This window comes from Cognaticolwellia beringensis, assembly GCF_002076895.1.
GTDB lineage: Bacteria > Pseudomonadota > Gammaproteobacteria > Enterobacterales > Alteromonadaceae > Cognaticolwellia > Cognaticolwellia beringensis.
Genome location: NZ_CP020465.1, coordinates 2,285,616 through 2,309,852 on the forward strand (window position 1 = coordinate 2,285,616; position 24,237 = coordinate 2,309,852).

A 24,237-nucleotide genomic window follows, 5' to 3' on the forward strand; every position below is an offset into this window, starting at 1 on the left:
TATAATCAAAATTACTTACACCAGAGTTTTGGGTTCACAGCGATACCGGTGTGTCTAATTTCAAAGTAAAGGCCTGAATTGGTTTGGCCACCACTTTGGCCAACTAAGGCTATGGGCTCACCTGCCTCTACACGATCGCCAACAGACTTAAGTAATGCTTGGTTATGACCATATAAGCTCATGTAACCATCACCATGATCAACAACGGTGACCAGTCCATAACCTTTTAGCCAATCTGAGAATAAAATAGTGCCGTTATGAATAGTTTTGACTTCTCGGCCAATAGGGGCTGAAAGAAATACCCCTTTCCATTTTAAATAGCCTTGCTTGCTTGAGCCAAAACTATGATTAATTCTCCCTTTAACAGGCCAACTGAGTTTATGCTTTAATTTACTTAATCCGACTAAGTTTTTCGCCCTTTTTGCTTTCTCTGCATCAGCGGCCATTTTTTTCAACAAGCTAACTAATGCTGACTCTTCACGTTCTAACTTGGCTAACTTTTGTTGGCCAGTCAGAGCCTTTTTATTTAGCGCTGCTAAGGTTTGTTTTTGTTTTGTTTTCGACAGTTCGAGAATTTGTTTTTGCTGGCTTTGGGTTTGTGTTAATTGCGTTAATTGTTCAGCTTGTTGTTGGTATTGTTGGGTGACGTCATTTAATTGCGTAATCGTACTTTTAAAGGCTTCAATTTCTTTAATACGCGCTGTATTAAGGTATTGATAGTGGGTAATAGTACGCTGAACGCTACTGGGTTTTTCTTGATTAAGTATTAGCTTTATATAGTCGTGATGACCTGTCGAATAGGCAGCTCGCAGTTGCTTAGCTAATATCTGTTCTTGTTGTTTTTTAGCGAGTTCGAGTTGCTTTTTTTCTGTACTTAGCTGGCCGAGTTTCTCACGTGTTGCTGCTAATTTACTTGAGGTGTTAGCTAAATTCTTGGCAATTTTCCCTATCGCCAGATCATCAGTTTTTAACTGTTGCTCTAGATCACTAATTTTAACATTAGTACTTGAAAGGTTTAGTTTTTGTTGATTGATAGCTTGTTGAATGTCAGAAAGTTGTTGGTTTGTTTTTGCACTGTTATTTGTGTTTGCTTGCGCAAAAGCATTAAGCGATAAGCACATCAACATTAGCCCAATAAAAAAAGCATAGCCAGCGTTAAACCGGCTATGTTTCAATATTGGGTTGTTGATATTCACGTTTAAAAGCACGTTATTGTTAAGTTAACTTTAATAAGTTACTTCCTGTCATTTCTTCGGGTTGTGCCATGTTCATTAATGATAAAACCGTCGGGGCTATATCACTGAGCGCGCCAGTTTTTGCCATTGTTGCGTTTCTACCAACATAAATTAACGGAACAGGTTCACAGGTATGCGCGGTATGGGCTTGTCCTGAAACGTTGTCCATCATTTGTTCTGCGTTGCCGTGATCAGCGGTAATTAAACACTCACTGCCCGTTTTTGCTAAGGCGGTAACTATTCTACCGATACAAGCGTCGACGGCTTCACAAGCTTTTACGGCGGCATTAAAATCACCGGTATGACCCACCATATCACCATTTGGATAATTACAAACAATAAAGTCGTGATCGCCGCTTTCTATGGCTGCCACTAACTTGTCGGTTAATAGGGTAGAATTCATTTCTGGCTGTAAATCATAAGTGGCGACTTGTGGAGAAGGGACTAATATGCGCTCTTCGCCTTTAAAAGTATCTTCTTTACCACCGCTGAAAAAAAAGGTTACGTGTGCATATTTTTCAGTTTCTGAAATTCGCAGTTGGGTTTTGTCATGTTTCTCAAGCCATTCGCCTAATACGTTGTGAAGTTCGACCTTTGGAAATGCACAGGGTGCATCAATATCAGCCGCATATTCAGTTAACATCACGAAGCCACCGAGTTTAGGCTGTGTTTTACGCTTAAAGCCTGAAAATTCGGGGTCTGTAAAACAGCGGGTAAATTGACGTGCACGATCGGCTCGAAAATTCATAAATATCATGGCATCGCCGTCTTGCACTTGAATAACGTCACCCTTGGCGTTGGTAATTGCTGAAGCTTTAACGAATTCGTCATTTTCATCACGTTCGTAAGCCGCATGTAAAGCGTCAGTTGCTTTGCTGTATTGGTATTCGGCCTGACCTGAAACCATTAAATTATAAGCGGATTCGACGCGATCCCAACGTTGGTCTCGGTCCATAGCATAATAACGGCCAATAACTGAGGCGACTTGTCCACAGCCGAGCTGGGCAAATTTCTCTTGGGCTTTTATCAGTGAAGCTTCTGCACTGCGCGGTGGTGTGTCACGACCATCTAAAAAAGCATGTAAATAAATCGCCGTAGCGCCTTTTTCAGCCGCCATTTCTAACATGGCAAAAATATGGTCTTCATGGCTATGGACGCCACCGGGAGATAATAGACCAAAAACGTGAATCGCTTTGTTGTTACTTACGGCATTTTCTACTGCATTAACTAGTGTAGGGTTACTTTGAAATTCTTTATCTTTAATTGCTTTGGTAATACGAGTGAAGTCTTGATAAACAATACGTCCAGCGCCTAAGTTGACATGGCCAACCTCAGAGTTACCCATTTGCCCATCAGGTAAACCAACCGCCATGCCAGAGGTTTCAATCAGCATATTGGGCTTATTCGCCATTAAGTTATCTAATACTGGGGTATTGGCATGAAAAATAGCATTTGATTCTGTGTTTTCTCTATATCCCCAACCATCTAGAATAATAAGAACGGTAGACTTCTTGTTTGGCATCACGGCTTCCTTTATACGAGCAAAGATAGATAAAAATAATACGAGTAAAGATAAATGAAAATAATTTTCAGCTGCAGTATATCAAGACACGAAGTGAATATCTTCTGTCTGTTTAGACAAAATGTTTCAGTTTTAAGATCAAAATATAGCGATATGCGGCAAGTTATTTAAAAATTGTGTTTTTCTATGAAAAGTTCAGTTTGGGTTTAGTTTATTAGCCTGTATACTGTGGAAAATTTTTAGTTAATTAGAATATAAAACTTATGGATCAACTTATCACTTTCGCAATGAGTCAGCCTTTACTTAGCGCTGCTTGGCTGGTTATTGTTTTAATGATTATTGTCATTACTATTAAAATTCAAATGTCGCCTATTAAGCAATTAAGTACACAACAAATGACTTTTTTAATTAATAGAGAGTCGGGCGTTGTGGTTGATAGCCGAAGCGAAAAAGACTTTAAAGCCGGCCACATTGTTGATGCTGTGCACCTTGGTAATGAAAAAGTCACTAAAAATGACTTCACTAGTCTTGAAAAACATAAAGATAAACCCATTATTATAGTATGTAGTGCTGGTATGAGTGCAAGCAAAGTAGCTAATCAACTAGCAAAAGCGGGCTTCACTCGAGTAAGTATACTCAAAGGTGGAATGAGTGCATGGTTAAGTGCGGGTTTACCGGTAACTAAGTAGTAACAATTAAACAACGGATTATCATAATGGCAGTTGATATATATACTAAAGCGACTTGTTTTTATTGCATGAGAGCGAAAGCCTTATTTGCTGATATGAACGTTGCTTACAATGAAATAAAAATTGACGGTGATGCACCACTGCGTGACAAAATGATCAAACGCAGTCAGGGCGCTTCAACCGTGCCACAAATATTTATTAACAATGCCCATATTGGCGGTTGTGACGATTTATTTGCATTACATGCGCAAGGAAAATTAGCTTCACTTTTAGCCTCAGAGTAAAAGTGAAAATATCTTAGAATAAAATGCCAATAAATAATGGCGTAAATATAAAGGAAGAACAACATGGCTGACGAAATTCAAAACGGCGCAGAAGCGACTACAGAGCAACAAGCACCACAATTTGCTATTCAACGCGTTTACACGAAAGATATCTCATTTGAAACACCAAATTCACCGGCAATTTTTCAAAAAGATTGGAAGCCTGAAGTCCAGTTAGATATTGATACTAAATCGACTAAACTTGCTGATGATACTTATGAAGTGACGTTATCATTGACGGTTACTGCTACAGTTGAAGAACAAACGGCTTTTCTAGCTGAAGTACAACAAGCCGGTATTTTCACCATTGGTAATCTTCCTGAAGCGCAGCTAGCACATACTATTGGTGCATTTTGCCCAACAACATTATTCCCATATGCTCGCGAAGCTGTTGCCAACTTAGTTAGTCGTGGTTCATTCCCACAAATTAACTTAGCTCCGGTAAACTTTGAAGCATTATTCGCAAATTATGTACAACAACGTGCAGCACAAGCGAATGCAGAACAAGCACCAACAAGCACAGAAACTCACTAGTTTATGAGTCCTGTTCTTGCCGACATTTCAGTTATTGGCGCTGGCTCTTATGGTACAGCGCTAGCAATATGCTTAGCGCGTAATGGCCATAAAACACTGCTTTGGGCACGTGATGAAAATCACGTTGCTGAAATGGCGAGTACGCGTGCTAATGAAAAATATTTACCGGGTAGCAAGTTTCCTGAAGCATTAGTGGTTAGTAATGATTTAGCCAATGTAGTCGCTGCCAGTAAAAATATTTTATTAGTGGTACCTAGCCATGTTTTTGGTGAAATGTTGACGCAAATAAAGCCTTTTTTGAGAAAAGATGCCCGTTTAGTCTGGGCAACTAAAGGTTTAGAGCACGATACAGGGCGCTTATTGCAAGACGTAGCACGAGAAATTTTAGGTGACGATATATCGTTAGCTGTGCTTTCTGGACCTACCTTTGCAAAAGAAATGGCAGCAGGATTACCAACCGCGATATCTTTATCTTCAACAGATGATGCCTTCGTTGATGACATATCGAATTTATTGCACTGTGAGCGCACTTTTCGTGTTTACAGTAATAAAGACTTTATTGGTGTGCAACTAGGTGGCGCGGTTAAAAATGTTATTGCGATTGGCGCAGGCATGGCTGATGGCATTGGCTTTGGTGCTAATGCACGTACTGCTTTGATCACTCGTGGCCTAGCAGAAATGACTCGTTTAGGTTGTGCGCTAAACGCAGAGCCTTCAACATTTATGGGCATGGCAGGGTTAGGTGATTTAGTTTTAACTTGTACCGATAACCAGTCACGTAATCGGCGCTTTGGCTTAGCTTTAGGTGCTGGCGCAGGCGTAGAACAGGCTATTGCAGATATTGGTCAAGTGGTAGAAGGTTATCGCAATACCAAAGAAGTCTATATGCTGGCCCAGCGAATGGGCGTTGAAATGCCGATCGTAGAGCAGGTTTATCAAGTGCTTTATTGCGGTAAAGATGCCAGATTAGCCGCAGCAGATTTATTATCACGCGATCGTAAATTCGAATAGTTGCCAATAAATTCTAATTTGACGGCATAAATGCCGGCCTACAATAGACAAACGCCTGAATTGCCAATTAATTTATACCATAAATTGTAGGTTGGGCTTTAGCCCATCAGGTTGATTTCGTTAATTTATTTGTAATTTATTTGTAATTTATGTTTAATTTAATATAGATTTGACGGCATAAATGCCGACCTACAATGGGCAACGGCTGAATTGCCGATTAATTTATACCATAAATTGTAGGTTGGGCTTTAGCCCATCAGACTAATTCCGTTACTCAGCTAACCCATTAATTTATTTAAAATTGTTGTCCGATTAAATATAGATTTGACGGCATAAATGCCGACCTTCAATGGGCAACGGCTGAATTGCCGATTAATTTATACGATAAATTGTAGGTTGGGATTTAGCCCATCAGGTTGATTTCGTTGATTTATTTGTAATTTATGTTTAATTTAATATAGATTTGACGGCATAAATGCCGACCTACAATGGGCAACGGCTGAATTGCCGATTAATTTATACCATAAATTGTAGGTTGGGCTTTAGCCCATCAGGTTGATTTCGTTGATTCGTTGATTCGTTAATTCCGTTATTCAGCTAACCCATTAATTTATTTAAAATTGTTGTCCGATTAAATATAGATTTGACGGCATAAATGCCGACCTACAATAGACAACGGCTGAATTGCCAATTAATTTACGCCATAAATTGTAGGTTGGGCTTTAGCCCATCATCTTGATCCTGTTGTTTTTTGTAAATTTTCTTTCGATTCATGATGATTTGACGGCATAAATGCCGACCTACAATATTTAAATCTTTTTCTATACTACACCGAATTTTCAAAACCTAATTGACGCCAAGCCTCATAAACAATTACAGCGGTAGCGTTGGATAAATTCATACTACGGCTGTCTTTTAACATGGGGATCCTGATTTTGTCTTGATTGGGAATTTGTTGCCTAACATCTTCCGGTAAACCGCCTGTTTCAGAGCCAAATAACAGATAATCACCGGTCTGAAAGCTGATGTCACCGTAATAGCCAGTTGACTTTGTTGTAACAGCTAACACACGCTTAGGTTGTTCAGATTCAATAAAACTTTGATAGTTTGCATGGCGTTTTAGGGCGGCAAACTCATGGTAATCTAAACCCGCTCGGCGCAATTTTTTATCTTCTAGGTCAAAGCCGAGCGGCTCAATGAGATGTAATCTAAAACCAGTATTAGCACATAGGCGGATAATATTGCCAGTGTTGGGTGGAATTTGAGGTTGAAATAAAACGACATCTAACATAGCAAGTGCTTAATAAATTGTATAATTAAATGGTATTATACAGGCCTTGAGGCGAATGCTTAAGCTTTGCTTTTATAATCTTAAGTAATATTTATTGACTAGGAGGACTCAGTGCCGGAAAACAAGATAGATTCCAACCAATATGCATACTTGGTTAAGTTGGCAGCTTTTGCAGCAACAACAACCGCCATGATATTAGTGGTGTTGAAGCTTTATGCGTATTTTGTCACTGATGCTAGCGCGATGCTGGCGTCTGCCACCGACTCAATTTTGGATTTATTTGCCTCCATTATGAATGTGGTCATTTTACGTTTCGCTTTGGCCCCTGCCGATAAAGAACATAAATTTGGCCATGGTAAAGCGGAAAGCCTAGCAGGATTAGTACAAGCAGCATTTGTTCTCGGTTCAGCGTTATTACTGGTATTTAATGGTGTCGATCGCATTATTAACCCTCAAGAAGTTGTTCGCACGGAAGTCGGTATTGTTGTGTCAATTATCGCCATTGTTATGACCTTAATGTTGGTCATATTGCAAAAATATGTCATTAACCAAACAAAGTCTGTCGCCATAAGCGCCGATGCTTTGCATTATCAATCTGATTTAATTCTGAACTTAGGTGTGCTTGCGGCACTATTTTTAAGTCAAGGCTATTGGTTACAGGCTGATGGGTTTTTTACCGTTGCAGTCGCTATATTCCTATTGATTGGTGCCGGTAAAATAATCTGGACCAGTGTCCATCAATTAATGGATCATGAACTTACCGCAGAAGAGCTTAGCATTATAAAGAAAATTGTTTTGGCACATGAAGGTACGCATGGCTTACATGAGTTAAGAACGCGACAAGCAGGGCCCGATCGTTTTATACAGTTTCATTTAGAATTAGATGGTGAGTTGTCTTTGTTAGAAGCTCATACCATAGGTGAGGCTATTGAAGTTGAAATTATTGAGGCGCTAGCCCCTTGCGAAGTTTTTATTCACCACGACCCTTTGTCAGCAGCCAACCATCATCAAGCTACAGATGAAATAAAACGAGTATAGATAACTAAGCCTAAGCACAATTGTAATATGGCTTATTGGTGTAGCTTAAACCACGCGATGGTATGATCTATGGCGCTATCACGGTATTTATCGAGTTCAAAAAAAAGCTCGTGATAGGCGCCAGATATGATGACGGGTTTACCCTCGGGGCAAGCGTTACTATTGCTTTTATATAGCTGTTGGCAAAAACTGGTTTGCGCATCATTATCTACAATGTGTTCACTACCGGCTTGTAACATTTGTATCGGTAGCGACAATTTATCAATATCATTGAGTAAATTGTCTGAATTGATAATAGCTTGCTCTAACCAGTTAAATGTTACGCCGCCAAGTTTTAACTCTGGTTGTTCGTGGTACAAGGCTTGAAAACGCTCAAAACGTGGCGCTGAATGCATTAAACGATTTTCATCAAATGTACTTTTATTGATATCGTTTTGGCCGAAAAAATACCATGGTGTATCAGATAACCAACGGTTTAGCATTGAACCGGTTTTTATTAGAGATTTTGCAAGCCAATCCGGTGTACCACCACGTGATATTGCTATCATGGGTGAGCTTAACGTTAGTGCTTTGATATTATTTGGATAAAGTTGTAAGTATCTTAAAGCTATCGCTCCGCCCATTGAATGAGCAAGCATATATGCGTGTTGCTTATGTTGAGGATATCGCTCAGGTAGAATAAGGTTGAGTAGTTGATGCAAATCCTCGGCGTATTGATCAAACTTCTCGATATAGCCTTGTAAGCGGTTAGGTGTTAAACGCGCTGAGAGTCCTTGTCCACGATGATCTATGATCACGCTATCATAGCCCTGATTATCGAGATCGAAAGCTAACTCTTGGTATTTCAGGTAACTCTCCGAACGGCCAGGTACGATAACAATGTAAGGCTGTTCAGGACGTTTAAAATTAGTCGCATAAGCAATACTAATATTGTCGTCGGTTGTGAATGACGCTTGCTGCACTGATTGCCAGAAGGTTGCAATAGCGATTGTTTTTTCTAGTGTGAGTGCTCGCTTACTCTCTGCGCTAATATTATTAGCCATTGCTGAAGTTCCTAAAAATAGCCAACATAAAACTAGTGGATAAAATTGCTTATAATTCACTATTTTTGCTTATCTCTAGCGGTAATTCAATGATAACCGTTAGCCCATTTTGGTTATTATTTTGCGCGCTAATATTGCCGTTGTGTGCAACAACGGCTTGTTTTGCTATTGCCATGCCTAAACCTGTGCCACCTGTCGCCCGATCACGCGCTTGAGCAACGCGATAAAAGGGTTCAAACAACTTAGGTAAGTCGTCAGCGGGAACACCGGTACCAGTATCAATGACTTTAATAATGAACTTCGTGCTTTTTTTACTTAAATTAACGCTTACTTGATGATTTTCATGGCTATAGTTTATCGCATTTATCAAAATATTATTAATGGCGCTAGACAATAAGTTTGGATCTGCAGGCAGTAACGCCGGGCCGTGTGATGTAAAGCTTATGGTTATGGACTTTTCATTCGCGATATATTGCGCATCTTCAATACAAAGGCTTAATAGCTGCTTAAGATCTACTGACATTAGCTCCATTTGGCTAATGGTATTCTCCAACCTTGATAAGGATAATACATTTGAGATCATATCATCGAGTCTGGTGATCTCAAGTTCACATCGTTGTAAATGTTTATGTAACAAAGCCTCTGTAATATTATCCTGCTGAGCAAGCCCTAGCGCTATTTGCAATCGAGTCATTGGTGAACGTAATTCATGAGAAACGTCGGCCATTAGTCGTTGATGCGAGCCAATATTTTGCTCTAGCTTTTCAGCCATTAAGTTGAAACTTACCGCACAAGCGCCAATTTCATCATTGCGTTGCGCAATTAAGGGTATGCGAGCGCTAAATTCACCATCACCAAAACGTGCCGCCGCTTTTTGCATGGCAATTAATGGCTTAGTTAATGATCGAGTAAGTAGCCAGAGTAAAAAGGAACTGATAATGATTGGAATAGCTATGCGCAACCATGTTGGCATACGTTGAATGATGCTACCAAAGGGAGGCTTTCGATCACGACTTGCTAAATATAATTGATAGGGGGTACCAGCAACATCAATTGCTATAGGCCCCGTCATACGATAAAACTCAAACTTGATAGTGGTGAGACGATCGAGGTTATTCTCGGCTAAAAACTCTTCTAAACTCGCGATTTGCCATCGGTCAGAAGAGTGCACTTCATTTGTAGTAGTGTTTTTTAAGAGTAATTCACGGCCTTGTTTTTTTGACAAGATTGACAGCACTTTTTGTGTTGTGCCAACAGGGGTGAGTGTCAATTTATGGTTAATTCTTTCCATTCTAGCGATATCGGAATGATGGGTCGGGATAATAAAGCTTTTTGTTCTAAATTGTTCAGATACTAATCTCGTGATGCCTATGGTTAAAATAACAATTAACCAAAAATAAATAAATAGCTTGGCGCCTATTGAAGAAAATTTGCTGGGCATTTTAAACATTAATTTAACTCTCCCGCTAAGAATATGTAGCCAGCACCACGAATAGTTTTAAGTTTGTCACTCGGGCTAAAAGGCAGTAATTTACGTCGAATGTTACTGACATGCATATCTATACTGCGGTCGAAAGCACTTAACTTACGTTTTAATACTTGTTCTGAAATTTCATTTTTACTGACAATTTCGCCTGGTTTTGCCATTAAATGCTCAATGATTTGGTATTCAGTGCCAGTAAGCTCAATAAACTGGTCGTGACAACTGACTTGTCGAGTTGCATGATTAAGTTTTACGCCGTTAACGTACAATGCTGACGTTTGCTCTTTACTGTTTTTTACGATGTCTATTCGTCGAAGAATGGCGTTAATTCGGGCAAGCAATTCACGGTGCTGAAAAGGCTTAGGTAAATAGTCATCAGCGCCAAGTTCTAGGCCCAATATTCGTGAGGCATTATCACCTTTAGCGGAAAGCATTAAAATAGGCGTTTTGTGATTACCTCCTAAGGCTTTTAGTACTTCAAAACCGGTTAATCCAGGCATCATAACATCTAATAAAATTAACGAAATTTTATTATCGAATGCTTTTTCTAGCCCTGAAATTCCGTCATGGCAGCTTACTAATTCAAAGCCTTCTGTAGCGAGGTAATCTGTTAATAATTCAGCAAGTTCTTTGTCATCATCAATTAATAAAAGTTTATGCTTTTTCATCGTTGTTCCCGCGAATCATTAGTTATATGTCTAACGCATCAATTAATTTGTCCGATGAATATTATAATAACGTATAAGTGAAAGACCGATTGCTATCTTTACAAAACATTTACGTTGGTTTGCGTTTCTTTTCGTTGCACAAATTATACTGGTGTTGAATTAATTGAGGAACTAAATTATGCAAATACAAAAACTGTATTCAAAAATAAAACCATACGCAGCTATGAGTGTGCTTGTGCTTGGTATCAGTAGTCTTAGTGTTAATGCTATGGGCCACAAAAATGACAGCCATAACGTTGAGAAGAGTCAACAACAGGGCGAAGGGGCTAAAAAACACCATGCAAAGATAAAAAAGCACATGCATCGTTTAGCTAAAAAGCTAGATCTAACGTCAGAGCAGCGCGACGAAATCAAGGTGATTTTTGCTGGAATGAAAGAAGACAGGCTAGCACATAAGGCGAATTTCACTGGCTTTAATGAGCAAGTAAAATCTTTACTACAAGCCAGTAAATTTGATGAGAATAAGTTTGATGCTATTTATGCAGAGTTTCAACCGAACTTTCAAAAAATGGCTATGGACAAGGCAAAGATTCGCCATGCAATTATGCAAGTGTTAACACCTGAGCAACAGAAAAAATTTCTAACTATGGGTAAACATCGTTAAGGTTTAATTTAAAAGGCTAAACGAGAATATTTTAGACATTTTGCTTTCTACCGCTCGGCCATTTTCTTTGGCAGGTAGAAAGCGCCACTTCTCCATCGCTTGTCGAATGTTATTACGGAAATAGCTGACTTTACTTTTAGTTTCAAACTGTATGTCTTTTACTCTGCCATTACTGTCGATATTAAACTCCACCATAATCTCTAATTCGATACCTTTTCTTTTTGCTGTTGAAGGATACTTAGGTTCAGTTGAGTCTACTAATTTCGCTGCTACTGTATTGGTCTGCAAAAAGCTGTGTTCAACGACATTATTGCTGAGCTTGCCTTGATTAAAATGTGTATTTCTTAATTGCGCATTATTATCCGCTTGCTCTTGGTAACTAAAGCCATATTGTGTTCTGTTTAAGGTCGTTATTGTCGTATCTCTGGGGATTACAGGCTCATTTAATAGTGTGCTAATTTGCTGTGTATATGAGTTTGCTTTTGCCGAAGTATGCTTGGAGTCAGTGCGTTCGAATGCTAATTCAGACGTCGATTTATTTTTCGTTATTTTGGGTTGCTGCTTAACCGGTGTAACCGTTGTTAATGCTGGATGATGTTGTGCGGAATTTTTCATCTCACTTGAATTTACATGCACAATAGGCAACTCGTTATAATAAGCGGTAGTGAGTGGTTTACTCTCTACATTAAGCGGCTTTAACGGTGCTTTTTCAGCGAAGCTAAGTGTTTCTTTTCGCGTCTTAACGGCTATATCAACTTTATTAAACGCCGCAGACTCGCTAGGATTTGACTTATCGATAGCTAATAAGCGCCTAGCAAGTGAATTGTTATTATTCGTTTGCTGAAAAGTTAGGGGTAAATGCGATATTGAACTTTTAGACAGCGTTGCTGCAGAGTTATGTAATGAAATGCTACCTGACTGTAAATCAATAATGGGTAAGGTTAATGAATATTTCGAAAATAGAAATACAATGGTCAATAATATGGTAAATGAAGCAAGCCATTTACCTGAATCGGTTGTTTTTGTGCAGTGTTGTTGCTTGCCTAGCAGACGTACAACCCGTTGCTTTAAATCACCACCAGAAGCGGCCATAGCCATATTGGGTATGGTGTGATGGCGATGTTTTTCACATAATGATGCGGTGTCTGCCAACGTATGCGCATAGGCAAGTGAACTGCCACAATGTTGCACGGCAATATCATCGCTACAATATTCTCTTTCGTTACGCATTTGTTTTGAAACCCAGCTAACCGAGGGATGAAAAAACAGCAAAATTTCAACGAGAGTTTGTAAAAAATTAACCAAATAATCATGACGTCGAATGTGCGCTAGTTCGTGCAGTAACAACATATCTAATTGTTGCGGGGTTAATCCCGACAACATGCTAAATGGAATAAGGACCACAGGTTTTAACCAACCTATTGCCATCGGGACATCGGTTTTACTAGAAAGTAATAGGGCTACATTTCTCGTAAGTCCGACTTTAGTGATCAGTGCATCAAATCGCTTTTGTAGTGTAATATCGGCAGACGTGCAGCCCTGAAGCGGCATTTTATTAACATTATACAGTTCTATTATTAATTTAAGCGCAAGCACGATTACGATTGCAAGCCACACCATAGCAAGCGCAGGTAAGTATTCTAACCATTCCATATACCAAACGTTTGCGGATATTTGTTCTAGATAAAAGTTTTGATCGAGTAAAGGCAAGTTGTGAGCAAAGATCGTAGCTTGACGATAATCAATATCGTAAACAATAAAGAAAGTGATGATAGGTAAAATTAGATTAGCGAGCATCGCCATGGAGCTTAAAGCGTAGCGTAATTGGGATTTTTGATAGGATATTAGCGAAAGTATAGCTTTTAATACCACTGCAATTAGAACCCCTTGCCATAAAAAATGGATAAGAGTAATGGCTAACGCAGCTAATAATGGGCTATTTATTAAGCTTTCCTGAAACATGCCTATTTAAGTTACCTTTTAGTATTAGTTAATTATGATTGTTGTTCTAATTCATTGAGTAACTGTCTAATATCTTCAATTTCTTCTTTACTGGTTGAGTTATCTAACGCACGCATGACTAATTTAGATGTAGAACCACCAAAAGCTTTTAAAACTAAGTCTTTTAATAAAGATGATTGTGTAACCATTTCACTGTTCGCGGGGGCATAAACATGTGCTCGGTTGCTTTCATCACGAATGACTAAGGTTTTTTCGTGCATTATTTGTAGTATTTTAAGTACTGTAGTATAGCCTGTTGTTTGAGTTTGGCTAACTGTTTCATGGATTTGTCGAACCGTAGCAGGTCCCATTCTCCAAAGAATATTAAGCAAGGTGAGTTCCGCCTCTGTAGGCTTAATATTTGATTTATCTCGTGACATTGAGATTCCTTAAGGCAAATTTATCTAGAATTATTATACCAAGCGGATTATTTATTTTTCACTCAAGGAGAATTAATCAATTTGGTATTGTATACGAAAATACTCGTATCTTATTTCTCTATCCTAGCTTGAGACGAATAAATGAGCAATAGCAATTACTCATTAGTTCCATTTAATTGTCAATAAAATAGCCAAAAGTGTTTATATTCAGTGACTCGGCAGTGTTAAGTCAGCGCCGATATCGTTTGACGTGTGCGCAGTGGGAAGTTTGTAAATATGCCGTCTACTTGAAAATCAAGGCATTGCTTGATTTGATCTGGATGATCGACAGTATAGACCCAGACTTTTAAACCTCTGCGATGAGCGTCTTTAATTATTTCTGGATTCATACACTCAATTGAAAGGTTTAACATGTTTACTTTTAGTTGTTGGCAAAACTCAGCGTAATTAATCGGGCAACAAGCTATTAATGCGGCGGTGGTCATTTCAGGAAAATGATTTGCCACATAAACAAGTGCGTGATGATTAAATGAAGAGATAACAAGTTGTTGAAACGTTATTAATTTGCGTGCTTGAGCATGTCGAATTACTGCTTCGAGCTTTTGCATTTCGTTAGCTAGCTGAGCTCCTTGTGTTGCAGATTTCAGCTCAATATTGATCTGGCATTGGATATTAATACATTGTAAGGCTTGAACTAAGGTACAGATATTGTACTTGGCGTTAGGTGACGTGTGAATAAGTTCATCGAGTGGTACTTGATTAAAATGGACTTTTTCTTCGCCATGATTACTGCCGTTAATGTCGATAATTTTTAGGTAGCTGTCGTGCAGGAGAATAAATTCTGAGCTGGGTTGATGAAATTGCACATCAAACTCAATAGCGTCACAACCTTGTATTAAGGCCTGTTCAAATGCTAGCAGTGAGTTTTCAGCAAACTCACCACTAGCACCTCTGTGGGCAATGACTTTCATTTTATCAATCTCCATCACTGGGATTGAAAGCCAAAGCAGATAACTTACGCACTTTCATCTGTTTTAATTAGATCTGCATAATGTTCACCAAGGCGAGTAACGGTTTCAGGCCCTGCTGCTTGGTTAAATTTGACCATATTTGGCGCGAAAGTAGTAACCACTGTAGAGCCTAATTTAAATCGGCCCATTTCAGCGCCTTTCTCTAGTGTTATCTCACTGGCGCCTTCAGCTGGATATTGCCAGCGAAATACATCTGTACCCGCAGGAGGTGTTATTGTTCCACCCCATACGGTTTCAATGCTGGCGACTATTGTTGCACCAACCAGTACCATTGCCATTGCACCATGTGCTGTATCAAAAATAGCCACTACTCGCTCGTTACGGGCAAATAGGTTAGGAACATTATTCGCCGTTAACGGATTTACTGAAAATAAATCACCAGGTACATAAATCATTTCTCGTAATGTACCTGTTATAGGCATATGAATGCGGTGATAATCTTTTGGCGCAAGATAAATACATGAAAACTCACCGTCTTGAAAAGGCGCTGCCGTTGCTTTATCGCCACCTAGTAACGTTTCTAAGCTGTAATTAAAGCCTTTTGCTTGAATAAGTTGCCCTTGCTCAATGGGACCTTGTTGACTAATTGCGCCATCAACAGGATAACAAACGGTATTTGGATCATCGAGAATAGTACGGGCACCGTCTTCAAGCTCACGGGTGAAAAAGTCATTAAAGGTTTTAAAATCAGTGGCATTTTTTAATTTAGCTTCTGCCATATTAATATCATAAGCTTTAATGAACTTACTGATGGCCTTAGTAGTAAGCCAGCCAGCTTCTGCAGCAGCAAATTTACCAACAAGTCTTGAGATGGCATGCTTTGGCATCATATATTGCAGAGCGATTTTTATTTTATTAACTAACACTATCTTTCCTTAATTTTTATATTTTCTGTTTTAATCATTAAAGCGCGAGGTCAGGGTATTATCACCTAAACTGGCTAATATTTTTTGGAAACTGGCTAAACGTTCAGGGAATATTTTACCCTCGTCTCTAGCGGCAATTAACGCACAGCCGGGATCGTTTTGGTGTTTGCAGTCACGAAATTTGCAGGTACCTAAATATTCGTCAAACTCGATAAAGCCATTACTGACTTGCTCGGGTGACAAATGCCATAAGCCAAACTCTCTTATGCCTGGTGAGTCTATCAAATCTCCGCCTTGTTCAAAATGATACAGTCGAGCAACGGTAGTGGTGTGTTGTCCTAGCCCTGAATTTTCTGAAACTATTTTCGTCACTACACCCAATTCAGGCATCAAGGTGTTAGTGAGTGTAGACTTACCCACGCCAGATTGGCCAACAAAAACGCTGGTATGTTGGCTAAGTTGTAACTTTAACTCGGCAATACCTTCACCGGTTTCATTACTCATATAAGTGACTTGATAGCCAATTTTACGATAAATATTTAATTGATTTTCAATCGCTTCACGATTGCTATCATCGAGTAAATCGACTTTGTTCAATAGAATGACGGGTGTAATACCGGTTTGTTCCGCCGCGACTAAATATCGGTCGATAATGTCAGCATTAAAGGCCGGTAATACTGATGAAACAATGAGTATTTGGCTAATGTTGGCGGCAATATGCTTAACACCATCATATACATCAGGGCGACTAAGCACAGAGTCTCGCTCGTGCACCGCTTCTATAACACCTGAGATACTGTGTTGAGTTTCTTTGCCTTTACGCCAAAGTACTTTATCTCCACACACTAAAGAAGTAATACTGCGACGTAAATTACAACGGAAAATTTCGCCATCGCTGCTTTCTACATCGGCATGTTGTCCAAAACGACTGATAACTGTACCTGTTTCGGCCGCTGCGAGTTCATCATCTTGCCATTGCACCTTTTCAGTAGATTTACGTAACTTCTTACTTTGGTTAGCTTTGATCTGCCGCGCTTGACCTTTGGTTAGTTTTTTGGCTTTAGCCACAAGTTAGTCTCATTTTATGTTAAGTCAGCATGTATACCTGTTCCACTTTAGGATGCAGTTTCAGCGCTAAGCTAGGAAATCAGTATCTTGAAGTAGGGCGGGCATAAACTCGAATCTGTTCAGGCGCCGACAAATAAATTTAATCATGCTACATTCTGACGTATTATATACTCAAGCATTATATAAATGCATGTGTAATCGCGCCTTTTACAGACTCAACGCTATGTGGCTGGTTTGTTAAAAGAGACAAACTGATGAAAAGTAATGAAGGTAGAAATGACAATGAATGCTAACGATAGCAATTTAATTTGGTTAGATTTAGAGATGACAGGCCTTGAACCCAGCACTGACGTTATCTTAGAAATTGCGACAATAATTACCGATAGCCAACTTAATATTTTAGCTGAAGGTCCGGTGTTTGCTATTCATCAAAGTGATGAAGTTTTAAATAATATGAATGCATGGTGTATTGAACATCATGGTCAATCTGGTTTGACAGAAAGATGCCGCCAAAGTACGACAAGCTTAGCGCATGCAAGTGCTGAAACATTAAAATTTATTAAGCCTTATGTGACTAAAGGCAAGTCACCCATGTGTGGTAATAGCATTGGGCAAGATAGACGTTTTATTAATAAGTACATGCCTGATTTTGAAGATTACTTTCATTATCGTAATTTAGATGTGAGTACAGTAAAAGAGCTAGCACGTCGTTGGAAGCCTGAGGTATTAGACAAGGTGGTTAAAACGGGGGCGCATTTAGCTATGGATGATATTCGTGAATCTATTGCGGAAATGAAAATTTATCAGCAACACTTCTTTAAGCTTTAAAAGCTAAACTTAACTACATATAAAAAGTCACTTATAAAAAGACGCCTTCGCGTCTTTTTTCGTTTTAACCGTTTGCACTTCAAAGCAATACTCCATCAGGGAAATTGCTCCGGCATAAACTAAGAGTTTATAAGTGTAATCACTTGTACATTAATGTTCTTGGCCAACAATGACTGCACGGCATTAAGACATCTTTGTGCGTCGCCGTTTCTAGCCATTTATAAAAAATACTTGCAGGTCTGACCAGTACGGTTACAATAAATAGTCAGTATACAAACATTTATCAAGGATATTTATGGTTAATCGCTTTAGTCGGGTTGTTAAGAGTATTAAAAAGTTACCGAAAGTCAGTCATTCTTTTTTCTTGACGAAATTATTTTGCTCACAGGTTAAGTATGCTCGAACGTCAAAAGTCACCATTGTTGAAATAGAGCAACAGCAAGTAAAGTTGTTAATGGTTAATCGTAAAAGAGTGCAAAATCATATTGGCGGTGTGCACGCTATTGCCGCCGCTTTATTAGCAGAATCTGCAACCGGTATTGTCTTTGGGCTGAATTTACCAGATAGCTGCCTGCCTTTATTAAAGTCGATGACCATCAATTATCAGCGCAGGATGCAAGGTGACTTGACCGCGGTTGCTACCATTTCAGATGAGCAAATAGCATTATTAACGCAAGAAAAAGGCAATATGGTAATAACCGTTACGATTATTGATGAGTCAGGCGAACAACCGATAGAATGCCAGATGACATGGGCATGGATCACAAAAAGAGCCAAAAAATAGTTATACCCTCAGCTGAGTTGCATTCAGCATTACGTATTGACCTTTATCATAGCCAAAAGCTTAATAAATCAGCTCGTTGGTTATGACAACTAAAACTTAAATTAAAATACTCTACTACTATTAATCGTTGCTAATTAAAGTTAAATCCATACACTGTTATATCGTCAAGCCGTTTCTAATTTCGTAAATTTCCCTGAACCGGCTTGCCAATGTAAACTACCCATTATGTATTTGACTTGTTAGGATATTACCTCGTTCATGGATTCAACACTGCCGTTATATCGTCAGCTTAACAGGCGATTTTTTTTATTAGCCTTGAGCTTTTCCTTGCTTTTTTTGGTGGGGTTTTCGTTTTACTTTCAATACCATCAAGATTTATCCACGCTTAAATCTCAACAAATGCCGGCCATTGAACAACATAATCAACGACAATTACTCTTGATTAAAAATGATCGATTGCTCAATAGCATTATCAACAGTCAATATGCGGCAAAGTTTGATGACTACTTTCAAACCTTGAATGACAATATGAAAAGTATTGTCGGGATCAGTGACAATAAACGGCTATTAGAGCAGCTAATGCGTCGTTTACAAACACAGTCAGAGAATGTCGCTCGCTTAGCTGAAAATGACCGACGAAATTTGCAACTCAAAGACAGTGTCCTGATTCAATTAACACTAGTGACGGATAGTTTATCCAACTTAATTGCTGAGCAAAGCAGCCAGCAAAAAGATTTATATCGTCAAATTGCCCAAGAGAAATCAACTGCACGAGTTATGGCCGTTAGGGCAAAGGCAATAAGTGACTTGGTCGATAACTTAAATATCAATCGAGAATTGCATCAAAGTTTATTTGATACTTTAGTGATGTTTAAGCGACTTGATTTGCAATACGATTTAGTCGAGTTTGATTATATTCAACAAAAAACTCAAAGTGAGATAAGTTCTTGGTTGGAAAATACCACCAATGTGACAGCACAAGCTGTTAATGTTAAAGCATTAATTGAACAAGCGTCAGTGCTTAACGCTTTGTTGTTTAGCGAGCAAAATACTTTTGCAAAATGGCGTGGCCAATTGGGTATGGCAAAGGACTTGCAAGCTGAATTAGTAAATCAAAAGCGTGAGTTAGCCCTCTTACTCGATAAACCCCTTGTCGTGCCGCAGCTAAAGTCTTCAATTATAGAACAGCACCTACTCACCTGGTTGGCAAAGTTCAATATTGACTTGCAGACTCAACATTACATCTGGCTTATTGCAGGACTTTTTGTTTTGCTTACTCTCATTTTTATCAGCTTGATCTTTAGTCTGCGCAGAAAAATTAAACGCTTTGGCGTGCAAAGTATAGCAGTGGTTGAAGAGTTCGTAACTACGGGAGAGCTCGTAGCAAAAGTACCTGCACTTGAAGTCACGAAAATTATTAATTCTGTCAAACAGCTAGTTCAACCCTTACATAGTGAAGCAGACTTTCAACAACAGCAAAAAAAACATCAAATGTATACTGCGCTTATGGCTCGCCATACCGGTAAAATTTTCTGGCAATTGCCTGAATTATCAAAAAAACAGCAGTTACAATTACGGACTCTGTTGGGTGTTAAGCTCACCACTAAACATTGGCGTCATTGTTTTAGTCGAGTGGATGTTCACGCTATTTTGTTCCTTGCGCGGCAAGCAAAGAAAAATAATAGTGTTGAAAGAATTTCTTTAATCAGCAATCAAGAAAAGGCTATTGCACTGACTATTGAATACATTGAAGACGCTTGGTGTGGCAGTTTATGTAACGCAGAACAACATCGTGCGCTTAAAGATGAAAACACACAATTACAGCAACAGCTACAACAGCAAAATCAAGCAGATAAACTTGCTATTATATCCAATAGTGAAGATGCATCAGTGCTAGCAAGTAATGCCATGATACACAGACAGATGCTGTCTTTATCTCAAGGTGATGAACAACTTGTCTATCAGCAGTTACGGCAACTATTACGTTTAAGTGAACAACAAAAAACCCGGGCACAATTACGTCGAGACGACTTTGTACTGACTTTATCAACGGTGTCATTGGCTACTGAAATGCATACTGCTTTGGCCAATGTTAGTTTTACCCAAGTGCACAACGATAATCTGATTTATTTGAATGTTTCAGATAACCTGGCTTCTATGGTCACGCTTGAAAGCGAGCTTTTTCAGGCGATGTTAACTACGATATGTCAAAAAATGCTGACTGAACAACATGGTGTTGAACTTAATGTTGATCTGCAAGTAGTTGACGTAAATAGCGCTCAACAAACGGTACGAATGACTTTTTTGATTGATAAATCATCACAGGTAGAGACATTACAGCGAGTGAGCAATGAGCTAGCCTTCAATGATGAGGTTAGTGCTGACTTTGACAACGCTACCGATAATTATTTACGCGATTTACAGTTAGTCTTCAATGTTAGCAATAAGGTTAGCCAACCATTAGACCATGGTGGCAAGTTCTCCTTTGATTTGCCTTTTGCCATTGCCAAAGACCTGAATCAATCAAGTAAAAACCAGCCAGCCAAGTTAGCAAAGTGCTCACTTTTAGTTATTGCGACTGACAAACGCAGCCGAAAAAGAATTTGTCATCAACTTAGCCATAGCAAAGCTGTGGTGGAAACCATGCAAGATTTATCATTATTTCAACGACAAATCAGCATTAAACACTTAACGAAGCACCGCTTAGACGTAATTATTTTATCGCCTGAAGTCTATTTTTCAGATTACGATTTAATTATCCAACATCTGACCAGTCTGCCGGTTAAAATACAACCTAAAATAATGGTTATTCAGCCATTTAATTGCGCTAGCTTACAAAGAACTGGTTTGTTTTCAGCTTGTAACCTACCTTGGTTTGCCGATGAGTTGATTGCTAACGTTACGCAGATAATGAAGGGTAGTAACAACCTTAATTTATTAGTTGAGCCGGAGATTTTCTCACCTTATCGGTTTTCTCCAACACAAGTGGAAGTATTGCTTGGCGTGTCTGAGCCCAGTAAACAGGTTGCTCTGATCAGAATACTATACTGGCTCGGTTTGCAGGTTACTTTGGTTTCTCAGCAAGATCACCTAGAGCGCTTATGGCAATCAGGGCGATTTTTAGTGGTTATTTCCGAATTTTCCGCATTTAATATCAATATCACAGATTCATTAACGACTGTGCGTGGTATTTTTGCTTTGAAAAATAATAACGCCAGTAAACAAGACTTTTTTCACGAACTTACTTTACCGAAATCTTGGCATGGTGATTATTTATCGCCAGTATTGGATATTCAAAAGCTAACTCAACAACTATCACCTTGGTTGCAACCGACGGCTAGCATAGGTGCAAATACTGAATCCAGAGTTACAGTGCGACCACAGCGTAAGCAATCTGATACACGGCAAGTGCCGCTAAGCGATGTGTTTAATGAAGCTGATGTTACTTCAGAGCAAGTAATGAGTATGGCAGATATCGATCAGTCGTTAGACTTCCCCCTTAGCCTCGAGCAAGAAAGCGAGCCATCAAATAATGCCTTTGATTTAAGCCAGTATGCACAAAACCAAGGCTCTGCAGAGTTAGCTGCTTTTATGTTAGATGAATATCTCGCTGAATTGAGCAATAACACTTATGCATTAACGGATGCCCTAGAGACGCAAGATTATCGCTTAGCTTTAGAGCTTTTACAGGCACTAATTACGTTGGCAAATGTTATTGCTGCCAGACCTTTATTAACGCAATGTCGTGAGTTAAGTCGGTCGATAAGTAAACAAGATGCGGATGAAGCGTTTTCATCACAACAAAAAGAACAATTGCAACGCCAGCTAAATCAACTCAAACTATGTTTATTACAGTTAACTGAATTTGCAGAAACGATATGAGCGTTGAATACCACCAGCCAATAGACAATCCTGAAGATGTTGCTAGCCCTTGTGTACGTAATTGTTGCTTAAATGAACAGGATGTTTGTTTAGGCTGTTTTCGACATATTGATGAAATTATGGCATGGCGCCAACTTGATGTAGCTACAAAAAAGGGCGTGCTAAATAAATGCCAGCAACGCCAACAGCAGCATCAGAATAAGTAGCCTAAGACAATAGTCAGTAAGGTATATAATGGCAGAAGTTGAAAAAAATACATTAGCACAACTCGATCAACTCAACGTTCTAGTTATTGATGATAATTTGTTGGTGCACAGTATTTTAAAAGAAAGTTTATTTGCGCTTGGTATAAAGGAAGTGCGCTGTGTGCAAAATGCTTACTATGGCATTAGGTTGTGCGATGAAATGCATTTTCATATTGTTATTTGCGCATTTAATGTTAAGAGTGACAAAGATGGTTTCCATTTATTAGAAGAATTGAAATTTAGAGGTCATGTAAAAAAAACTACGGTATTAATCTTCCTCAGTACAGAAACAAATGAATCATTAGTTAACTCGATAATTGAGTTGCAACCCGATGATTTTTGGACAAAGCCGTTAGCAATTAACAAAGTACGAACTCGTTTCATTGCAATATTAAAGGTCAAACAAGTCCTGTTTAATATTAATAGTGCGATAGATAAAAAAGCTTACGCAAAAGCAATTTACTTTGCCGATCGGCACCTTCAAAATGAAAAACTTGCACATTTCCATCCTAACATTAACCGCATTAAAGGTGAGTCGTATCTTGCCTTGCGTGATTTTGAAGAAGCAGAAAAATTTTATAGCCAATTGTTTAAACAGTATAAGTATTCTTGGGTATATTTAGGTTATGCCAAAGCCTTGTTAAAACAAGGCCGTTTAGATGAAATTAGTGACATGCTAAAAACCTTGATTGATAAGCGCGACACTCGCTTTGGTGCCCACGATATGATGGCGCAGTATTTTATTGAACAAGAAGAATACGAGCAGGCCTACGAAGAAATTAAAAAAGCCATGGCGCTAGCACCAAGAAATATTGAGCGTAATAAAAAGTCATGGGATTTAGCGCGCTTAACTCATGACCATAAAGGGCAATATGTCGCAACGCGAAACATTGCACAACAAGCAAAAAATTCTATTCATGATTCGCCAGAACTTATACTAAATGTCATTAGATCGGGAATTGACCTTGCCTGCGCGACTCCAGATGAAAGCGCCAATGAGATATTGCAACAAACCGATCGTTATATTAGACAGTTTGAGCTTGACCGGCACGATGCGACTCTTTTTAAACAGCAATTAATTGTAGTAAAAGCTAGATTACATAACGTTCGTAATGAACGAGATAAAGCGACAAAATTGGTTGAGAATCATATGTCGCTTCAACCCAGTACCGTCGTAGAAGATAATTTAGATCGCGTGAAAGTATTGCATGAGTTGGGCATGCGTGAGGACGCGATAGAATTACTTGAAGCAATCAATAATCAGATCGCCGGAGACTCGTTAAATAGTCAAGTTGTAAGGCGCTACATTGCGCAAGAAACCGAACAGCGTGAAGAAATACACTTTACCGCAAAAGAATTGAATAGTATGGCTGTAGAGCATTTTCAGAAGAATCGCTTATTGCCGGCGCTCGATGCCATTAAACAAGCATTAAAGCTCAGTCCTAGTAATGTCAAACTGCTATTTAGTCAATTAAAAATATTGATAAAAATTAAGCAAGAGGAACAAGACATACCTGACCACTTAGTGTCGGCAGAGGGGATTATCGCTATGCTTACAAGCAAAAATCTTGAAGGTAAAAGCTTGGTTACTTTTGATGACTTGTTGATTAAGTGGCAAAAAGTCATTAGTGAAAGTTAGCTCTAAAGCCTC

22 protein-coding genes are annotated in these 24,237 nt (G+C 38.9%); 11 read left to right on the forward strand and 11 right to left on the reverse strand.

Annotation, left to right across the window (positions count from 1 at the left end; all coding sequences use genetic code 11):
- Nucleotides 1-11 precede the first annotated feature (11 nt).
- Together B5D82_RS09680 and gpmM are read right to left on the reverse strand one after the other, a co-directional pair.
- Nucleotides 12-1,196, reverse strand: coding sequence for a murein hydrolase activator EnvC family protein (locus tag B5D82_RS09680; RefSeq protein WP_157673867.1), 1,185 nt, complete (start codon nucleotides 1,194-1,196; stop codon nucleotides 12-14).
- A 19-nt stretch (nucleotides 1,197-1,215) separates the two neighbouring features.
- A complete protein-coding gene (gene gpmM / locus B5D82_RS09685; protein ID WP_081151138.1) occupies nucleotides 1,216-2,757 on the reverse strand; it encodes a 2,3-bisphosphoglycerate-independent phosphoglycerate mutase in 1,542 nt (513 codons plus the stop codon).
- Nucleotides 2,758-3,020: 263 nt separating this feature from the next.
- Here gpmM and B5D82_RS09690 point away from each other — a divergent pair, with 263 nt between their 5' ends.
- The 4 genes from B5D82_RS09690 to gpsA all read left to right on the forward strand — a co-directional run bounded on the left by B5D82_RS09690 (nucleotide 3,021) and on the right by gpsA (nucleotide 5,314).
- Complete coding sequence (locus tag B5D82_RS09690) at nucleotides 3,021-3,446, forward strand: rhodanese-like domain-containing protein (protein ID WP_081151140.1); 426 nt, start codon at nucleotides 3,021-3,023, stop codon at nucleotides 3,444-3,446.
- Between the two features lie 23 nt (nucleotides 3,447-3,469).
- Nucleotides 3,470-3,730, forward strand: coding sequence for a glutaredoxin 3 (gene grxC / locus B5D82_RS09695; RefSeq protein WP_094122788.1), 261 nt, complete (start codon nucleotides 3,470-3,472; stop codon nucleotides 3,728-3,730).
- Nucleotides 3,731-3,793: 63 nt separating this feature from the next.
- A complete protein-coding gene (secB, locus tag B5D82_RS09700) occupies nucleotides 3,794-4,303 on the forward strand; it encodes a protein-export chaperone SecB (RefSeq protein WP_081151143.1) in 510 nt (169 codons plus the stop codon).
- 3 nt (nucleotides 4,304-4,306) lie between these two features.
- The gene (gpsA, locus tag B5D82_RS09705; protein WP_081151144.1) at nucleotides 4,307-5,314 is read left to right on the forward strand and encodes an NAD(P)H-dependent glycerol-3-phosphate dehydrogenase; all 1,008 of its coding nucleotides are present in this window, start codon (nucleotides 4,307-4,309) and stop codon (nucleotides 5,312-5,314) included.
- A gap of 826 nt (nucleotides 5,315-6,140) precedes the next feature.
- On the opposite strand, the gene trmL is transcribed toward gpsA, so the two are convergent.
- A complete protein-coding gene (gene trmL, locus B5D82_RS09710; protein WP_081151146.1) occupies nucleotides 6,141-6,605 on the reverse strand; it encodes a tRNA (uridine(34)/cytosine(34)/5-carboxymethylaminomethyluridine(34)-2'-O)-methyltransferase TrmL in 465 nt (154 codons plus the stop codon).
- Between the two features lie 111 nt (nucleotides 6,606-6,716).
- On the opposite strand from trmL, the gene B5D82_RS09715 reads away from it, so the two are divergent.
- A complete protein-coding gene (locus B5D82_RS09715; RefSeq protein ID WP_245807601.1) occupies nucleotides 6,717-7,643 on the forward strand; it encodes a cation diffusion facilitator family transporter in 927 nt (308 codons plus the stop codon).
- A gap of 32 nt (nucleotides 7,644-7,675) precedes the next feature.
- Here B5D82_RS09715 and B5D82_RS09720 read toward each other — a convergent pair whose 3' ends face one another.
- From B5D82_RS09720 to B5D82_RS09730, 3 genes are read right to left on the reverse strand one after another with little or no spacing between them, the layout of a single operon-like run.
- Nucleotides 7,676-8,686, reverse strand: a complete 1,011-nt coding sequence (locus B5D82_RS09720; protein WP_157673868.1) for an alpha/beta fold hydrolase — start codon at nucleotides 8,684-8,686, stop codon at nucleotides 7,676-7,678.
- 49 nt (nucleotides 8,687-8,735) lie between these two features.
- Nucleotides 8,736-10,136, reverse strand: a complete 1,401-nt coding sequence (locus tag B5D82_RS09725; RefSeq protein WP_081151150.1) for an ATP-binding protein — start codon at nucleotides 10,134-10,136, stop codon at nucleotides 8,736-8,738.
- A complete protein-coding gene (locus tag B5D82_RS09730) occupies nucleotides 10,136-10,837 on the reverse strand; it encodes a response regulator (RefSeq protein WP_081151151.1) in 702 nt (233 codons plus the stop codon). The genes B5D82_RS09725 and B5D82_RS09730 overlap by 1 nt, the downstream gene beginning before the upstream one ends.
- Before the next feature lie 178 nt (nucleotides 10,838-11,015).
- Between B5D82_RS09730 and B5D82_RS09735 the strand changes: the two genes are divergently transcribed.
- Nucleotides 11,016-11,501, forward strand: a complete 486-nt coding sequence (locus B5D82_RS09735; protein WP_081151153.1) for a Spy/CpxP family protein refolding chaperone — start codon at nucleotides 11,016-11,018, stop codon at nucleotides 11,499-11,501.
- A 3-nt stretch (nucleotides 11,502-11,504) separates the two neighbouring features.
- On the opposite strand, the gene B5D82_RS09740 is transcribed toward B5D82_RS09735, so the two are convergent.
- The 5 genes from B5D82_RS09740 to rsgA all read right to left on the reverse strand — a co-directional run bounded on the left by B5D82_RS09740 (nucleotide 11,505) and on the right by rsgA (nucleotide 16,847).
- Nucleotides 11,505-13,463: a M56 family metallopeptidase gene (locus B5D82_RS09740; RefSeq protein ID WP_081151155.1), complete on the reverse strand. Its 1,959-nt coding sequence runs from the start codon at nucleotides 13,461-13,463 to the stop codon at nucleotides 11,505-11,507.
- Between the two features lie 32 nt (nucleotides 13,464-13,495).
- Nucleotides 13,496-13,882 carry a BlaI/MecI/CopY family transcriptional regulator gene (locus tag B5D82_RS09745; protein ID WP_081151156.1) on the reverse strand — a complete coding sequence of 129 codons (387 nt, stop codon included), beginning with the start codon at nucleotides 13,880-13,882 and terminating at the stop codon, nucleotides 13,496-13,498.
- A gap of 224 nt (nucleotides 13,883-14,106) precedes the next feature.
- Nucleotides 14,107-14,853, reverse strand: coding sequence for a glycerophosphodiester phosphodiesterase (locus tag B5D82_RS09750; protein WP_157673869.1), 747 nt, complete (start codon nucleotides 14,851-14,853; stop codon nucleotides 14,107-14,109).
- A 44-nt stretch (nucleotides 14,854-14,897) separates the two neighbouring features.
- Nucleotides 14,898-15,779: an archaetidylserine decarboxylase gene (gene asd / locus B5D82_RS09755; protein WP_081151160.1), complete on the reverse strand. Its 882-nt coding sequence runs from the start codon at nucleotides 15,777-15,779 to the stop codon at nucleotides 14,898-14,900.
- Between the two features lie 30 nt (nucleotides 15,780-15,809).
- Nucleotides 15,810-16,847, reverse strand: a complete 1,038-nt coding sequence (gene rsgA / locus B5D82_RS09760) for a small ribosomal subunit biogenesis GTPase RsgA (RefSeq protein WP_081151162.1) — start codon at nucleotides 16,845-16,847, stop codon at nucleotides 15,810-15,812.
- A gap of 282 nt (nucleotides 16,848-17,129) precedes the next feature.
- On the opposite strand from rsgA, the gene orn reads away from it, so the two are divergent.
- From orn to B5D82_RS09785, 5 genes are all read left to right on the forward strand, one after another.
- Nucleotides 17,130-17,675, forward strand: coding sequence for an oligoribonuclease (gene orn, locus B5D82_RS09765; RefSeq protein WP_081151163.1), 546 nt, complete (start codon nucleotides 17,130-17,132; stop codon nucleotides 17,673-17,675).
- A 295-nt stretch (nucleotides 17,676-17,970) separates the two neighbouring features.
- The gene (locus tag B5D82_RS09770; RefSeq protein WP_081151164.1) at nucleotides 17,971-18,459 is read left to right on the forward strand and encodes a DUF4442 domain-containing protein; all 489 of its coding nucleotides are present in this window, start codon (nucleotides 17,971-17,973) and stop codon (nucleotides 18,457-18,459) included.
- Between the two features lie 258 nt (nucleotides 18,460-18,717).
- Complete coding sequence (locus tag B5D82_RS09775; protein WP_081151165.1) at nucleotides 18,718-22,341, forward strand: hypothetical protein; 3,624 nt, start codon at nucleotides 18,718-18,720, stop codon at nucleotides 22,339-22,341.
- On the forward strand, nucleotides 22,338-22,547 hold the full coding sequence (locus B5D82_RS09780; RefSeq protein WP_081151167.1) for a DUF1289 domain-containing protein: 210 nt from the start codon (nucleotides 22,338-22,340) through the stop codon (nucleotides 22,545-22,547). Before B5D82_RS09775 ends, B5D82_RS09780 begins: the two co-directional genes overlap by 4 nt.
- 28 nt (nucleotides 22,548-22,575) lie before the next feature.
- Nucleotides 22,576-24,225: a response regulator gene (locus B5D82_RS09785; protein WP_081151168.1), complete on the forward strand. Its 1,650-nt coding sequence runs from the start codon at nucleotides 22,576-22,578 to the stop codon at nucleotides 24,223-24,225.
- Nucleotides 24,226-24,237: the final 12 nt, after the last annotated feature.

What these genes read in the sequence shown, in the direction of transcription:
- gpmM (WP_081151138.1), bottom strand. Translation starts at nt 2,757, where the DNA reads ATGCCAAACAAGAAGTCTACCGTTCTTATTATTCTAGATGGTTGGGGA.
- B5D82_RS09690 (WP_081151140.1), top strand. Translation starts at nt 3,021, where the DNA reads ATGGATCAACTTATCACTTTCGCAATGAGTCAGCCTTTACTTAGCGCT.
- secB (WP_081151143.1), top strand. Translation starts at nt 3,794, where the DNA reads ATGGCTGACGAAATTCAAAACGGCGCAGAAGCGACTACAGAGCAACAA.
- gpsA (WP_081151144.1), top strand. Translation starts at nt 4,307, where the DNA reads ATGAGTCCTGTTCTTGCCGACATTTCAGTTATTGGCGCTGGCTCTTAT.
- trmL (WP_081151146.1), bottom strand. Translation starts at nt 6,605, where the DNA reads ATGTTAGATGTCGTTTTATTTCAACCTCAAATTCCACCCAACACTGGC.
- B5D82_RS09720 (WP_157673868.1), bottom strand. Translation starts at nt 8,686, where the DNA reads ATGGCTAATAATATTAGCGCAGAGAGTAAGCGAGCACTCACACTAGAA.
- B5D82_RS09725 (WP_081151150.1), bottom strand. Translation starts at nt 10,136, where the DNA reads ATGTTTAAAATGCCCAGCAAATTTTCTTCAATAGGCGCCAAGCTATTT.
- B5D82_RS09730 (WP_081151151.1), bottom strand. Translation starts at nt 10,837, where the DNA reads ATGAAAAAGCATAAACTTTTATTAATTGATGATGACAAAGAACTTGCT.
- B5D82_RS09735 (WP_081151153.1), top strand. Translation starts at nt 11,016, where the DNA reads ATGCAAATACAAAAACTGTATTCAAAAATAAAACCATACGCAGCTATG.
- B5D82_RS09740 (WP_081151155.1), bottom strand. Translation starts at nt 13,463, where the DNA reads ATGTTTCAGGAAAGCTTAATAAATAGCCCATTATTAGCTGCGTTAGCC.
- B5D82_RS09745 (WP_081151156.1), bottom strand. Translation starts at nt 13,882, where the DNA reads ATGTCACGAGATAAATCAAATATTAAGCCTACAGAGGCGGAACTCACC.
- B5D82_RS09750 (WP_157673869.1), bottom strand. Translation starts at nt 14,853, where the DNA reads ATGAAAGTCATTGCCCACAGAGGTGCTAGTGGTGAGTTTGCTGAAAAC.
- orn (WP_081151163.1), top strand. Translation starts at nt 17,130, where the DNA reads ATGAATGCTAACGATAGCAATTTAATTTGGTTAGATTTAGAGATGACA.
- B5D82_RS09770 (WP_081151164.1), top strand. Translation starts at nt 17,971, where the DNA reads ATGGTTAATCGCTTTAGTCGGGTTGTTAAGAGTATTAAAAAGTTACCG.
- B5D82_RS09775 (WP_081151165.1), top strand. Translation starts at nt 18,718, where the DNA reads ATGGATTCAACACTGCCGTTATATCGTCAGCTTAACAGGCGATTTTTT.
- B5D82_RS09780 (WP_081151167.1), top strand. Translation starts at nt 22,338, where the DNA reads ATGAGCGTTGAATACCACCAGCCAATAGACAATCCTGAAGATGTTGCT.
- B5D82_RS09785 (WP_081151168.1), top strand. Translation starts at nt 22,576, where the DNA reads ATGGCAGAAGTTGAAAAAAATACATTAGCACAACTCGATCAACTCAAC.